Genomic DNA, 13,434 nt, shown 5'->3' on the forward strand with positions numbered 1-13,434 from the left:
TTTATGATTCTCAATACAGCCGTTCTATCTCTTTATAAGATTCATCGAACATTTGAACTTGAAGCATTGCGGCCTACAGGCATTCCTCTTCAAGCGCAGCGACAAGTTCTTTCAATCGATCAACGGAAGCATGCAGGGAAGCTGAATAATAACGCTGTGTCCCCTTCTGTTCCACCGAGATTAATCCTTTTTCCAGCAGCAGCTTTAAATGATGGGAGATGGCCGGTCGGGACAGATTCGACTTCTCCGTTATTTCATTCACAGTCATTTTGCCCTTCTCGCTCAGCATCAGCACTATGGACTGACGATGAGGATCGCTGAGCACCTGAAACAGTGGAATACAAGTTTGAAAAATCGTCATTGCCTTCTGACTCATGATTACACCTCCATTATCATTCTGAGATTACAGCATCGCATTCTATAATTCCAAATGTTTAAACAAACGAACGTAATCATTCAAATTGTACTTCTATTCGGATTAAATCGCAAGTCAAGTTCCCAGGCGCAGTTCTCCGACATAATTATGCAATCAAAAAATAAAACGCTTCCAATCTACCATACTTGTATGGTAGTATGGCGGAGAAGGAGTTGAAGTTGTGGATCAAATTCCGAAGTTGTCATCCAAAACCGCTTTGCCGCCGATCACCAGTCATCTGTCAGCGCTGAATAAACAGTCCTACTCGACGCGAGATCTTGTATATGACACGCTGAAAAAACAGATTTTGAGTCTGGATCTGCCCCCGGGCACAGCCATCTCGGAGAAAGAAATATCGCTGGACTTCCAAGTCAGCCGGACACCTGTCCGCGAGAGCTTTGTCCGTCTGGCTCAAGAAGGTTTGCTGGAAGTGTACCCGCAGCGCGGTACGTATGTTTCTCTCATTCAAGTTGATCTCGTTGAGGAAGCCCGATTCATGAGAGAACATCTTGAACGTGCAGTCATTCGGCTGGCATGTGAACACTTTCCGGCGGAGCAGATGTCTGCCCTTGAACAGAATCTCACACTCCAGCAGCAGTGTCAGAACGAACCGGATGACGAGCGTATGTTTCAACTGGATGAGGAGTTCCATAGCACTCTTTTTGCAGGCTGTAACAAAAGCAAAACCTGGACGGTGATTGAGCAGATGAGTGTACATTTGAATCGAAGCCGTATGCTTCGTCTATCCTCAGACCATCATTGGGATCACCTGATTGAGCAGCATAGATCAATGGTCCAGGCGATTAAGCAGCAGGATGCGGAACAAGCAGAACGTCTGGCTCAAGAGCATCTGCACTTGACTGTGACGGACCTGGCTGTGCTGCGGGATACATATCCTTCTTATTTTCAATGAGCTGTACTTTACTGCTTGTGCATCACAAGGCATGCTGCTGCTTCCACTAATCATGATGAGGTGAATAGAATGAAGATGGTTTTTCGCTGGTTTGGCGAAGGCAATGACACAGTATCACTGGATCATATCCGGCAAATCCCCGGAGTTGAAGGCATTGTATGGGCGCTGCATGACGTTCCTGCTGGCGACGAGTGGCCAATGGACAAAATACTTGCGGTCAAAGCCGCTGCAGACAAAGCCGGGCTGCATCTGGATGTCGTAGAAAGTGTGAATATTCATGAGGATATCAAGCTAGGACTGCCTTCCCGGGACAAGTATATTGCGAATTACATTAAAACAATGGAGAAACTTGCTGAAGTAGGCGTAAAAGTAATCTGTTACAACTTTATGCCGATATTTGACTGGCTGCGTACGGATATGCACAAAGAGATGGAGGACGGTTCAACAGCCCTCTTCTATGAAAGCAGCAGACTGCACAACATCGAACCGCTGGAGCTTGTTCGTAAAATTACTGAAAACACTGACCTGACGATGCCCGGCTGGGAGCCGGAGCGACTGCAGTATCTGACAGGTTTGTTTGAAGCCTATAAAGATGTAACCGAGGAAGACATGTGGGAGAATGCACGCTACTTCCTGCAGGAGATCATCCCGGCCGCCGAGCGGCTTGGCATTCGAATGGCTATTCACCCGGACGATCCGCCTTGGCCAATTTTCGGTCTTCCGAAAATCATTATTAATCAAGACAATGTTCGCAGGTACCTGAATCTGTATGATAGTCCAGCTAACAGTGTAACCTTGTGCAGCGGTTCTCTGGGAGCCAACCCGAGCAATGATATCATTGGCATGATCCATGAATTCAAAGATCGGATTCCATTTGCCCACATTCGGAATGTGAAGGTATATGATAATGGGGACTTTATCGAAACTTCTCACCGCAGTCAGGACGGAAGTGTAGATATCGCGGGTATTGTGGAAGCCTATCACGATATTGGTTTCGAAGGATACGCGCGACCGGACCACGGACGGCATCTGTGGGGAGAACAATGCAGACCGGGCTACGGGCTGTATGATCGCGCGCTTGGTATAATGTATCTCTGGGGTGTCTGGGATTCGCTGCAAAGGAGGGCAAAAGTATGAGTCAACTCAATTCGAACCTGAATCCGGAACGCACTTCCCGTCTTCAAGGCAAAACGGTTGTCATTACCGGCGGCGCCGGCGTATTGTGCCGGGCAATGGCCGAAGAACTCGCAAGACACGGTGCGCAAATTGCCATTCTGAACCGGACGGTGTCCAAAGGACAGGAAGTTGCATCTGCAATTGAAAAAGCAGGCGGCCGTGCCATTGCCGCAGCATGTGATGTTACCCAGGCCGAAAGTGTACAGGCAGCAGCCGATATCGTTCGCGAACAGCTCGGCCCATGCGACATATTAATTAACGGTGCAGGCGGTAATCACGCCAGTGCCAATACAACCAATGAAATTTTTAAACCCGAGGATCTGGCTAATCCAGACGTAACCACCTTTTTTGATGTAAGTATAGAGGGGTTTCGGCAGGTGATGGATCTGAACTTTGTTGGCTCCCTCATCCCTACTCAAATTTTTGCCAAACACATGATTGAGCGCGATGTATCGGCTGCGGTTATCAATATATCGTCCATGAGCGCCCCATCTCCTATGACCAAAGTACCTGCGTATAGTGCTGCCAAGGCGGCTATTAACAATTTTACGCAATGGCTTGCTGTGCATTTGGCAGAGTCGGGAATTCGGGTCAATGCAATTGCTCCAGGCTTCTTCCTGACCGAGCAGAACCGCAGCTTGCTTTTGCAGCCTGACGGCTCACCTACGGAGCGTTCCAGCAAAATTATTGCGCATACCCCAATGCGTCGTTTTGGGAAACCCGAAGATTTGCTGGGTACGTTAATGTGGCTGGCAGATGAACAGCAGTCCGGCTTTGTGACGGGTATTGTCGTCCCTGTAGACGGCGGATTCATGGCCTATTCGGGCGTATAGACTTCGTTTTGGACACATCGATTGTCTGGAACAGATTCACACTTAAACCGAACCTCGTGATATGATCACGGGCTTCGGTTTTTTTGACGTTGATTTGACCTTCAGGTGATAAGGAATAAATTGCCTCGTTGTGGGCAAGGATTGTGGGTGTAAAGGTGGTGATCCATATATGATGGAGGAAACTACGGTCGTTGTTGTGCGAGCGATTATCGCTTTTCTCACTTTAATTATCTATACAAGGGTGCTGGGAAAACAGCAGATGGGCAACTTGACCTATTTTGACTATATTAACGGCATTACGATCGGTTCCATTGCAGGTACGTTCGCGACGGATCTGTCCTCCAAAGCATGGATTCATTTTGTTGCGCTGACCATCTTCACGTTGATCACCATCATTTTTCAATACATTACGCTGAAAAGTCGTGCTTTCTCCAAAATCATGGATTCGGACCCCACACTGGTTATTCAGAACGGCAGCATTCTGGAACAAAACCTGAATCAAATGCGAGTAAAGTTCGATGAACTTACCATGATGCTGCGGCAAAAGGACGTATTTGACATAACCACGGTCAACTATGGGATTTTGGAACCAGACGGTACTCTCTCCATTGCATTGAAACCAGAGAATCAGCCTGTTACCGCGAGTGACATGCACATGCACCCGCCGCCTCAGAAGCTCATGACCGAGCTGATTATCGACGGTGTGCTGATTAAGGAGAAACTGGCGGAACGAAATAAGGATCAACGTTGGTTAACAGAGCAGCTGAAAAAGCAAAACCTGACCATCCAGGACATTGCATTTGCAGCCATTCTGCCAAATGACAAGTTATATGTTGATTTATACAAGGATCAGATATCGGACGAGGCTGGAACAAATGATGATAAAAAAGGTCGTAAATGACAAAACATAAGTGACTGCTTATTCTGATCCAATCAGGCTTGTCTCGGGAGGTATGCAGATGAAAAAACATAAATGGCTGCTCTATACGATCCCTATCGTTATGCTTCTGATGTTTATCATGGTCATGGTCAGCGGGCCTTTGCTGAAAAAACCGTTCGGTACACAGGATCGATTACTTGACTCCATCCAATTACTGGAGAAACAGGTTCAGAACAAGCAGTGGACCCCGGCCAAAACCCAAATCGATTACGCCATGAAGGCATGGGATCGAATTGTCAATCGCATTCAGTTCAGCGTGGAACGTGAAAGTATTTATGATATTCTGGGTGCGCTCGCTCGAATCAAGGGAGGCATTACCGCACGAGATGATCAGGCGATCATGGAGGAGATTTATTACTTTTACGCCTTATGGGACAATCTAGGGAACTAGCTCCCTATAAACCAGAACACATATAAACAGCTGCTGCAATGCAGCCTGGAAACCGACAGCAAAAAGCACCTCCTTTTCGGCAAAAGGGGTGCTCTTTGTATATTCGTTGAACCGTATTCACATTAATCCTTATGCACGATTTAAGCCGCGGGATTTCGACTTCGAGCCGTTTGCTGTGCCTTCCTTGCGAAAAAAGAGACTGAGCGCTCCTCTTGCACACCACAGGGCAAACAACGCAAACAGCGTACCCCAGAACAGTGCAGGCATGAACGTCTGGTGCGCCAGATTCGCTGCATCTCCAGCCTGAGACGGTCGAGTCCAGGACAACCAGCCGATGTACATCGCACCGACAACCGACTCCTCCAGCGTTATGAAGGCCAGGAGCAGATAGTAGTACTTGGCGATTTTCACACCAAATATCATAATCACGACATTCAGCGCAATAAACCCGGTCAACCACAACATGCCGAATTCACCTCTGACGTACAGCACCAGCGACACAAGTGCCACAGCGGTCATAATCCCCAAACCCCACATGTGCCGCCCTTTGCGGTACAGGTAAAACAGAAGCCAGGCAAAAAGGGAAGCCCCGATGTAACCTGCCAGCGAGACGAATATCGATCTGCCTGCTGTCAGCATGGACGAATATGTTACCCCGCTGTGATCCGCATACAGTTCAATTCGCAGCACCTTGCCCGACAAAACCAGCGTCATCAGCGCATGAGCGAATTCATGGATCATCGTATCCAGATTGCGAAACAACGACGAGAACGGGATAAAACGGGTCAGGAATACAGAGGCCACTAGAAAAAGTATCGTTTTGAGCCACTTGTTCACTCGGGTCAGACCTCCTTGCCTTCAAGTAAGCGAGCTTATCCATTATATTACGTCAGGCTGCCCTGCTTCGTTTCGCCTTTTAAAATCAAGTGCGCACCGTTCAATCCACCAGCAGAAGCTTCGGTTGTGTCCAATAAAAAATGAGGATAGATCATATCGGCCCCGTTCCGCTTCAAAAGTTACAAGTAATCGATTCCGCATCCGGCTGCGTGCGCAGCACACAAACTGTTCTGCCGCCTGACTCTGAATAAGCGTTACATATGCATAAAGTGAATGATCTACAGGTTCGTCCAGCGGGCTGACACCCGCACACGAATACTCGGTCTGCACTCCTGCTCCCTGCAGCAGACTCAGTGTGTGAACCAGTTCCGCATCGACCTCTACCCCATTCCATATCGCTGTTCGTTTGGGTGATACGGTCCGTTTGTCCCGCTCTGTCCAGTGCAGGAGTTCCTGTTTCCGTCTTCGCCACAGATGGGCAGGCTGTTCACTCAGCAGTACTTCCTGTTCTCCCTCTTTATCATGTGAATTCATCGTGTCCTCCTATTCTGCACGGTCCGGTCATCTCAAGCGAAAAAGAGCACATCACTGTGCTCTCTGCTTCGCAAAAGGCAGAGGAACAGGCCACATCCATTCCTCAGCATGTTGTTATATTGTACCTTTTTCAGTGAAAAGCATCAAATTCTCATTAAAGTTCCTACTCGTTCAATGCCAGCTTCAGCGATTCGAGATTCTCTCTCATCACACTAATGTAGTCCTTGCCTGCCTTCACCTCATCCTCAGTCAGACCTTCAATCGGGTTTAATACAGCTGTCTTGGCTCCGACTTCTTTGGCAATAGTCTCGGATACTTTAGAGGAAACAAGGGTTTCGAAAAAAATGGTTTTTACCTTATGTTCTTTGGCAAAATCAATAACAGACGCCATCTGTGCTGCGGATGGCTCCTGTTCAGGAGATAACCCGGCGATCGGAACCTGCTGTAGACCGTATTCTGCTGCCAAGTATCCAAAAGCCGCATGCTGTGTAATGAAGTCCTTCCGTTTACTGTCCTTCACCGCCGTCTTGAAATCCTGATCCAGCGCCTCCAGCTTGGCGATGTATGCGTCGGCATTTTGCTTAAACTGGTCAGCGTGCCGGGGAGCTGCTTTTGCAAGTCCGGCTTCAATGCTGCGTACTTCCTTCACAGCCAGTGCCGGAGAAAGCCATACATGGGGATCAATCCCGCCATGATCGTGATCATGGTCATGATGATGCTCCTCGCCAGCCGCTGCTTCATGGTCATGGTTATGATCTTTCGCAGCATCAGCATCCGCGTGATCATGATCTTCAGTGTTCGTCGCTTGGTCTGCATGGTCCTGATCGCGGCCATGATCATGGTCTTCTTCTCCACCCTCGTGAAGTGTAATTCCCTGACTGGCTTCCACCTGCACAAGTTTGCTATTAGTCAGACTGTCTTTGACCTGATCCATCCAAGATTCCATGCCTGCCCCGTTGTAGACGAGAACATCCGCTTTTTCAATGCTGGCGATGTCCTGAGGTGTCGGTTCCCAATCATGCGGCTCCATGCCTGGCGGTATAAGTGTATGTACATCAGCCAGATCGCCAGCTACATTTTTCGTAAAATCATACATCGGATAAAAGCTGACCTGCACATCTAATTTTTGTTCCGAAGTCGCTGAAGTACTGGCTGCTGCGGATGAATCCGGATTGGAAGTTGTTGTTTTTTGACCGCAACCTGCTGCAGCAAGGGCCAAACTGAGGATCAGTCCCAGCGCGGAAATTTTACTTAATTTCATATCGTGTTTTCCCCATTTCATCTTTATGTGCTGCTTTTTGTATGAATATATACTGCTGCTTAACGGCTCGATGACGTTTACGGTTGTATATTGAAACCAGCTTTTGGGCTGATATTCCAGTCAACAGGAAAAATAACAGGATAAGTGCAATGGTTCCTCCCGGCGGTGTATTCCACTCGTATGAAGCGGTCAGACCGCTGAAAATGCCCGTGAGACCTGTAATAACAGCAATAACGACTGCTGCGGCAAAACTCTGTGCGACTCTAAGAGCTAAAGCTGCCGGCAGTACAATTAGTGCAGATACGAGCAGTACACCGACAATCGGCATCGCAGAGGCCACGGTTATTCCGGTTAGCACCGCAAAGGCAAAGGATAAACCTTTCACTTGAATGCCTCCGATGGAGGCCGTCTCTTCATCAAATGTTAAATTGTAAAGCGGTCTTCGCAGAACGATAAAAAAGGTCAATCCGATCAAACATACCGTTGCCATCATCCACAGCTGGATATTACTTACCGCGACGATGGAACCAAACAGATAAGAACTGAAGGTTTTGGAAAGATTCATTTTCAGACTCATTAACACCACCGCTAAAGCAAGACCCGATGTCATAATGATCGCAACCGGCACCTCACTGTATGTCCGATAACTTCGCCGCAGCTGTTCAACCAGCAGCGCACCAATCATCGCAACAGCAAAACCGCTTAGAACCGGATTCAGATTCATAATGGAACCAAGCGCAACCCCTGCCAGCGAAACGTGAGAAAGTGTATCTGCCATCAGCACCTGCCGTCTGAGCATCAGATATACCCCCAGAATGGGAGCTATGATCCCGATTAATCCGCCAGCCCAGAAAGCACGCTGCATGAATTCGTACTCAAACACTGCCATTCCTCACTTTCTTGTCGCTCCAAGGTGATCGTTCGATCTAACCGGTTGCCAACTTCTTCAAGACCGTGAGTAACCATGATGATGGTGAGACCATGAACATCCGCATAGTGCCGCATTAAATTATAAAATCCTTCCCTGCTGCGCCGATCCATACCTGTCGTGGGTTCATCCAGCACCAGCACGTGCGGCTGTCCAGCCAAGGCTCGTGCGATACAGATTCGCTGCTTCTGTCCGCCCGAAAGCTCTCCTACGCGTGCATTGCGATATTCCCACATACCGACCTCACGCAGGCTTCTTTCAACAATCGCTTCTTTGTCCGGGGTGAATCTCCGAAAAAGACCTAACTTGTGATAACAACCGGATCGCACCAGTTCAATCACCGTACTGGGAAAGCCGCTATTAAACGAGGCGACTTGCTGTGGTACGTAACCGATCTCCAGCTTTTTGCCTCGGAGCTGCTGTGTATTCATATGTACCGAACCGCTCCAGGGCTTCAAGAGCCCGAGCAGCAGTTTCAGCATGGTTGTCTTCGCAGAGCCATTCGGCCCCGTGATGCCGACAAATTCGCCCACAAGAATATCCAGCGACAGCTGATCAATGACAGGCTCTTTGCCATATCCAAATACGACATCTCGCATGGAAGATAAAATCATGCGTTTACCTCTTTCCAATTCGTAAATATTACGATTTAAAGAAATCAAATTTTTTTAGCGTGTTTCACGGTGGATGGTCACCTTCTTCAAACGAGGTGAATACTTCTTCATTTCCAGACGTTCCGGATGGTTGCGCTTGTTTTTTGTTGTGGTATAGTTGCGATCTCCGCATTCTGTGCAGGCTAAAGTTACAATGACTCTCATGGTACTGCCTCCTTATGTTTATTCGTAATAATTACTATTTAATGATAGTAGCCTATGCTTTTTCTTTTGTCAACATGTATATATCAGCTCCACTGTGGAAAAGGATCTTTCAACTCGCGCCAGTTCTTCTGCATCTCTGCATCTGTCAGCAGTGTCTCATCGAGTGATTGTTCAACAGCCGTCCGATCCATATCGATCCCGATAAACACCAGCTTGGTAACCCGGTCACCCCATTCTTCATCCCAATCTGGAATAGCTGGAAGTGTGCCGCCAAAATGCAGATGCCGCTCCTCCTCGCTCATCGCCCCAACCCATATGCCCGCGGGCGCAAGCTGTTTGGAAGTTCCCGCATGGCTGAATGAAATGGCCATATGGTTACGGGTCGCCAACCACATTAAACCTTTGGAACGTACGATGTTTTCCGGCCACTTGGCGATCCAGCGCAGCAGTCGCTCGGGATGGAACGGACGTTTGCGGTGGTATACAAACGAAAGAATACCGTATTCCTCGGTTTCAGGCGTATGCTCTTCTTTCATTAATTCGCGGATCCATCCCGCGGACTGGCTTGCTTTTTCAAAATCAAACCGTCCCGTGTTCAAAATCTCTCTCGGATCAATCTGTCCATGTGTCGCAGGAATCAACTTGGCCTCAGGCTGCATCGCGTGCAGTGCCTTTTCCAGCTTCGACAGCTCTTCTTCGGACACCAGATCACATTTGTTCAATACGAGAACGTCGCAAAATTCAACCTGGTCGGTCAGCAAATGCACAATGCCCCGCATGTCATCTTCCCCAACCTCCTGTCCACGATCCTTCAGCGTCTCTTTTGAATAAAAGTCACGCCAAAACTGAGCTGCATCCACCACCGTTACCATCGTGTCCAAACGCGTGAACCGGGTCAGATCAATGCCGAGTTCCTCATCTATATAGGTAAATGTTTGAGCCACAGGAAGCGGTTCGCCAATGCCCGTAGATTCAATTAATATGTAATCGAACGATCCATCCAGCGCAAGCCGCTCTACCTCTTTCAGCAGATCTTCACGAAGTGTGCAGCAGATGCATCCGTTTGACATCTCGACCAGCTTCTCGTCAATTCGTGATAAACCTCCTCCATCCCGGATCAGGCCAGCATCAATATTAACTTCACTCAGGTCGTTTACGATGACAGCCACTCGCATACCCTCCCGATTATGAAGCACGTGGTTAAGCAGCGTCGTCTTACCAGCTCCAAGATAACCGCTAAGAACCGTGACAGGTATACGTTTGTTCATCTGCTGCTCTTGTTCTGATCTTGACACTGACTCTAACTCTGATATTAACTCAGACATGGACATATTCATTTCCTCCGCTCTCTTCTATTTCTTTGAAACATAGACGGGTTCTGTTCCAGACTCAGGGAACAACATGATAATGAATTGATTTTCATGAGTATTTAATCGTAATTGTTACGATTAAATACTTCAACAACTATAGCTTACTCCGCTTTTACTTGTCAACTCGGATCATGGAGGGCCGGTCGTTTAATCGTAAATTTACTGATTTACATGAAAGAACGATGTATGCAGCCGCAAGTACAAGCATATATTCTAGCAAAGTTCAAGTGACGGAGGTCTTTTATATGAGAATGGCAGCCAGTCTGAAGCTTCTAACCTTTCTGGTTCCCTGTGCTTTCCTTGTCCCGGTTATCATCACAGTTGTTCCTGATCTGAATCAGGTCCGGCATAGCGAAGCACTGCAAAATATAAAAACGGTGTTTGTCAGTATCTTTCTCGAAGCAGTCCCCTTTCTACTGATGGGTGTATTCTTGTCCTCGCTCATGCAGTGGTTTGTATCCGAAGAAATGGTGCGCAGGCTTACACCGAAACATCCTGTTGGCGGCGTACTTGCAGCCGGGCTGCTCGGTATTATTTTTCCGATCTGTGAATGCGGCATGATTCCTGTTGTACGGCGGCTTATGCATAAAGGCATGCCTGCGTATATTGCGGTTACTTTTATTCTAAGCGGGCCTGTTGTGAATCCGATTGTGTTTACTGCTACCCTGCTCGCTTTTCCGAATCATCCGGAGATCACCATGGCTCGTATGGGACTGGCTTTTGCTGTGGCCTCTGCTGTCGGCGGGCTTGTCTATCTGTTTGTTAAACGCAATCCGCTGCGTGCACCTAAAATTGCCGCAGCCGAGGTGAAGACACATCCGGGTTTTAAAATGGCTTTATCCCCTCACCATGATTCACACTCTCATACTCATGCACGTGCTCACTCGCACGGAATCTCCAACGGCCATCATCATGCTCACCCAAAAAACTGGCGCAGCTTTTTCATTCATGCGGGAGACGAGTTCGTCGATATGAGCAAATATTTGGTGATTGGTGCCCTGATTACAGCGTGTATTCAGACGTTTGTGAGCCGCAGTGATCTGATTGCGCTGGGGAACGGCTCTGCAGCTTCCTATGTATTTATGATGGGCTTTGCTTATGTTCTGTCCTTATGTTCTACATCCGATTCTTTTGTGGCGTCGGCATTCTCGCATACCTTTGCTTTGGGTCCGCTGATTTCCTTCCTTGTGCTTGGCCCGATGCTCGATTTCAAAAGTACGCTGATGCTGCTCTCTACCTTCCGCACCCGCTTCGTGATTGGATTAAGTCTGGCGATTATAGCACTTGTGTTTGCAGGATCATGGGTGGTGAACTTGTGGTTGTGGGGATGACTTGTGACAACAAGGAATGCAATAAGGCTGAGTCGAGGGAGACGAAAGACAGCTCACGCGAAGAGGAGCTATGAGAATGAAAAGAAGGATTGATTCATGCTGTTAATGATTAATGCCGTGAATTATTTTCCAGCTAAGGGTTCTGATAAAGTAATCCATTACAGAAAGGAGTGAGGGTCATGAGTCCCGCCAATTTTGCGATGAACCAGAACTCTTTTGCAAAAAGAATAGCTGCCCAGCGGCATACTCTTATTCGTGCAGGCTGGATTGGTAGTCTTGCTGTGTATATCATGCACCTCAAATCGAACAATGCTCTGCATTATTATCTTGCTCCCACGATGCAAAAACTGCTTCTCGGCACTGCGGTTCCATTCCTGTTTATTGCGGTTATTATGGTATGGCACGCTCTTTTTGGTCGACATGAACTGGGCTGCGAATGTGAGCATCACCCTCCTTCCGGCGTGATTCGCAGCTCACTGGTCTACAGTTTGATTGCGCTGCCGCTATTGCTTGGATTTCTGCTTCCAGATCAAGCTTTGGGCAGTTCGATGGCTAGTCAGAAGGGGATGTCCCTGACCTATGCTCCCCCTGAAATTCGGCGGAAAGAGCCGCTGCCAGATGCCGCTCCCCGATTGAATGTGCGGGATTTTACCATACCGCCAGTAATACAAGCACCTCAAATATCTCAAACAAACGAATGGTCAGCGAAACCAGCTGGTGTGCAGTTTGTACCGCCGGATGAATACAGCCGTGAATTCGCAGCACTGGCGGAAAGGTTATATGCCGAGCCTGTCATCCAAGTGTATCCCGAAATATTCTCAGAAACCCTCGGCACGATTGATATGTTCCAGCGCCAATTCACGGGCAAAGAGATTATGCTTACTGGATTTGTATATCGGGACGACAGCATGGAGCACCAATCTCATTTTGCCCTGGGACGTTTTCTCGTGATGTGCTGTCCAGCAGATGCAGCTCCTTTCGGCGTCATGATTCATATTCCCGATGCAAACCAGTTTGAGAAAGATAGCTGGGTTCAGATTCGAGGTACAATTGGCTCTGCCCAAGTGGATGGTAAAGATACGATGGAGATTCGTGCAGCAGCCGTAACACCGATGGATCAGCCAGCTTCGCCTTACATCTACACCAACGCTGACTCCGCTGCGGCCTTTGATAAGATCGTAAGTAAGCGGAAATGAGAGTTTATTAGTGTGCTGAGAGGATGCTGGATAATAATTCGCTTGTGTAGAGATAGAATCATGGCCTGCAGAGATAAACCTGTAAGCAGCACAGATAGCATCATGAGTGGCTGAGATAACACCACAATGAGCGCAGATAACATCATGAGCTAAAACAACATGAGCAGCATAGATTCTTAACGCTGGTGCGTATGTGTCGCTCCAAATTCTAACGATCTCAGAGGAGCTTATTTGAACGAAACAAGGCTTACTAGAATTCTAACGATCACCAGAAACCTTATTTAACCCAAAACACAAAATAAACAAGCATTTTCTCGCCGAAATCTTAAAATAAGGTTTCCTGAGATCGTTAGAGAATAAGAAAGTCTTAAAATGCCTAAATAGCGTCTATGGAGATCGTTAAAGAACAATTCCACCTGAATCGTTCCCCTCCATATTGTACAAGAGCTAACAACTTAGAAAACTTTGATTGCCGCGACGATTATCCCTAT

At 47.7% G+C, this 13,434-nt stretch carries 15 protein-coding genes; 7 read left to right on the forward strand and 8 right to left on the reverse strand.

Translation table 11 applies throughout. From position 1 onward, the window contains the following. Window positions 1-73 precede the first annotated feature (73 nt). Window positions 74-376, reverse strand: a complete 303-nt coding sequence (locus MKY97_RS15785) for a metalloregulator ArsR/SmtB family transcription factor (protein ID WP_342551308.1) — start codon at window positions 374-376, stop codon at window positions 74-76. A gap of 277 nt (window positions 377-653) precedes the next feature. Here MKY97_RS15785 and MKY97_RS15790 point away from each other — a divergent pair, with 277 nt between their 5' ends. The 5 genes from MKY97_RS15790 (at window position 654) to MKY97_RS15810 (ending at window position 4,668) form a co-directional block, all read left to right on the forward strand. Next, window positions 654-1,328 (forward strand): GntR family transcriptional regulator, encoded by a 675-nt coding sequence (locus MKY97_RS15790; protein WP_342556351.1) that lies wholly within the window; start codon window positions 654-656, stop codon window positions 1,326-1,328. A gap of 69 nt (window positions 1,329-1,397) precedes the next feature. Continuing rightward, window positions 1,398-2,465, forward strand: coding sequence for a mannonate dehydratase (gene uxuA / locus MKY97_RS15795; RefSeq protein ID WP_342551309.1), 1,068 nt, complete (start codon window positions 1,398-1,400; stop codon window positions 2,463-2,465). Then, window positions 2,462-3,337 (forward strand): SDR family oxidoreductase, encoded by an 876-nt coding sequence (locus MKY97_RS15800; protein WP_342551310.1) that lies wholly within the window; start codon window positions 2,462-2,464, stop codon window positions 3,335-3,337. The genes uxuA and MKY97_RS15800 overlap by 4 nt, the downstream gene beginning before the upstream one ends. Window positions 3,338-3,506: 169 nt before the next feature. Further along, window positions 3,507-4,238, forward strand: coding sequence for a DUF421 domain-containing protein (locus MKY97_RS15805; RefSeq protein WP_342551311.1), 732 nt, complete (start codon window positions 3,507-3,509; stop codon window positions 4,236-4,238). Window positions 4,239-4,296: 58 nt separating this feature from the next. Further along, window positions 4,297-4,668 carry a DUF4363 family protein gene (locus tag MKY97_RS15810; protein WP_342551312.1) on the forward strand — a complete coding sequence of 124 codons (372 nt, stop codon included), beginning with the start codon at window positions 4,297-4,299 and terminating at the stop codon, window positions 4,666-4,668. Between the two features lie 129 nt (window positions 4,669-4,797). On the opposite strand, the gene MKY97_RS15815 is transcribed toward MKY97_RS15810, so the two are convergent. The 7 genes from MKY97_RS15815 to MKY97_RS15845 all read right to left on the reverse strand — a co-directional run bounded on the left by MKY97_RS15815 (window position 4,798) and on the right by MKY97_RS15845 (window position 10,314). After that, window positions 4,798-5,505, reverse strand: a complete 708-nt coding sequence (locus MKY97_RS15815; protein ID WP_342551313.1) for a M50 family metallopeptidase — start codon at window positions 5,503-5,505, stop codon at window positions 4,798-4,800. 42 nt (window positions 5,506-5,547) lie between these two features. Next, window positions 5,548-6,039 carry a hypothetical protein gene (locus tag MKY97_RS15820; RefSeq protein WP_342551314.1) on the reverse strand — a complete coding sequence of 164 codons (492 nt, stop codon included), beginning with the start codon at window positions 6,037-6,039 and terminating at the stop codon, window positions 5,548-5,550. Between the two features lie 163 nt (window positions 6,040-6,202). After that, window positions 6,203-7,300: a metal ABC transporter substrate-binding protein gene (locus MKY97_RS15825; RefSeq protein ID WP_342551315.1), complete on the reverse strand. Its 1,098-nt coding sequence runs from the start codon at window positions 7,298-7,300 to the stop codon at window positions 6,203-6,205. Continuing rightward, entirely contained in the window at window positions 7,287-8,189 is a 903-nt protein-coding gene (locus MKY97_RS15830; protein WP_342551316.1) for a metal ABC transporter permease, read from the reverse strand. The genes MKY97_RS15825 and MKY97_RS15830 overlap by 14 nt, the downstream gene beginning before the upstream one ends. After that, a complete protein-coding gene (locus tag MKY97_RS15835) occupies window positions 8,135-8,842 on the reverse strand; it encodes a metal ABC transporter ATP-binding protein (RefSeq protein WP_342551317.1) in 708 nt (235 codons plus the stop codon). Before MKY97_RS15835 ends, MKY97_RS15830 begins: the two co-directional genes overlap by 55 nt. A gap of 54 nt (window positions 8,843-8,896) precedes the next feature. Continuing rightward, on the reverse strand, window positions 8,897-9,046 hold the full coding sequence (gene rpmG / locus MKY97_RS15840; RefSeq protein ID WP_153978553.1) for a 50S ribosomal protein L33: 150 nt from the start codon (window positions 9,044-9,046) through the stop codon (window positions 8,897-8,899). A gap of 83 nt (window positions 9,047-9,129) precedes the next feature. Continuing rightward, entirely contained in the window at window positions 9,130-10,314 is a 1,185-nt protein-coding gene (locus MKY97_RS15845; RefSeq protein ID WP_342556352.1) for a GTP-binding protein, read from the reverse strand. A gap of 347 nt (window positions 10,315-10,661) precedes the next feature. Between MKY97_RS15845 and MKY97_RS15850 the strand changes: the two genes are divergently transcribed. Together MKY97_RS15850 and MKY97_RS15855 are read left to right on the forward strand one after the other, a co-directional pair. After that, the gene (locus MKY97_RS15850; protein ID WP_342551318.1) at window positions 10,662-11,747 is read left to right on the forward strand and encodes a permease; all 1,086 of its coding nucleotides are present in this window, start codon (window positions 10,662-10,664) and stop codon (window positions 11,745-11,747) included. 179 nt (window positions 11,748-11,926) lie between these two features. Beyond that, complete coding sequence (locus MKY97_RS15855) at window positions 11,927-12,943, forward strand: TIGR03943 family protein (protein WP_342551319.1); 1,017 nt, start codon at window positions 11,927-11,929, stop codon at window positions 12,941-12,943. Window positions 12,944-13,434 lie beyond the last annotated feature (491 nt).

The organism is Paenibacillus sp. FSL R7-0652 (genome assembly GCF_038595045.1).
Lineage (GTDB): Bacteria > Bacillota > Bacilli > Paenibacillales > Paenibacillaceae > Paenibacillus.

Coding starts and splice junctions, on each gene's coding strand:
- MKY97_RS15825 (WP_342551315.1), bottom strand. CDS start 7,300: ATGAAATTAAGTAAAATTTCCGCGCTGGGACTGATCCTCAGTTTGGCC.
- MKY97_RS15785 (WP_342551308.1), bottom strand. CDS start 376: ATGAGTCAGAAGGCAATGACGATTTTTCAAACTTGTATTCCACTGTTT.
- MKY97_RS15835 (WP_342551317.1), bottom strand. CDS start 8,842: ATGATTTTATCTTCCATGCGAGATGTCGTATTTGGATATGGCAAAGAG.
- MKY97_RS15850 (WP_342551318.1), top strand. CDS start 10,662: ATGAGAATGGCAGCCAGTCTGAAGCTTCTAACCTTTCTGGTTCCCTGT.
- MKY97_RS15830 (WP_342551316.1), bottom strand. CDS start 8,189: ATGGCAGTGTTTGAGTACGAATTCATGCAGCGTGCTTTCTGGGCTGGC.
- MKY97_RS15800 (WP_342551310.1), top strand. CDS start 2,462: ATGAGTCAACTCAATTCGAACCTGAATCCGGAACGCACTTCCCGTCTT.
- rpmG (WP_153978553.1), bottom strand. CDS start 9,046: ATGAGAGTCATTGTAACTTTAGCCTGCACAGAATGCGGAGATCGCAAC.
- MKY97_RS15855 (WP_342551319.1), top strand. CDS start 11,927: ATGAGTCCCGCCAATTTTGCGATGAACCAGAACTCTTTTGCAAAAAGA.
- MKY97_RS15810 (WP_342551312.1), top strand. CDS start 4,297: ATGAAAAAACATAAATGGCTGCTCTATACGATCCCTATCGTTATGCTT.
- uxuA (WP_342551309.1), top strand. CDS start 1,398: ATGAAGATGGTTTTTCGCTGGTTTGGCGAAGGCAATGACACAGTATCA.
- MKY97_RS15805 (WP_342551311.1), top strand. CDS start 3,507: ATGATGGAGGAAACTACGGTCGTTGTTGTGCGAGCGATTATCGCTTTT.
- MKY97_RS15845 (WP_342556352.1), bottom strand. CDS start 10,314: ATGAACAAACGTATACCTGTCACGGTTCTTAGCGGTTATCTTGGAGCT.
- MKY97_RS15820 (WP_342551314.1), bottom strand. CDS start 6,039: ATGAATTCACATGATAAAGAGGGAGAACAGGAAGTACTGCTGAGTGAA.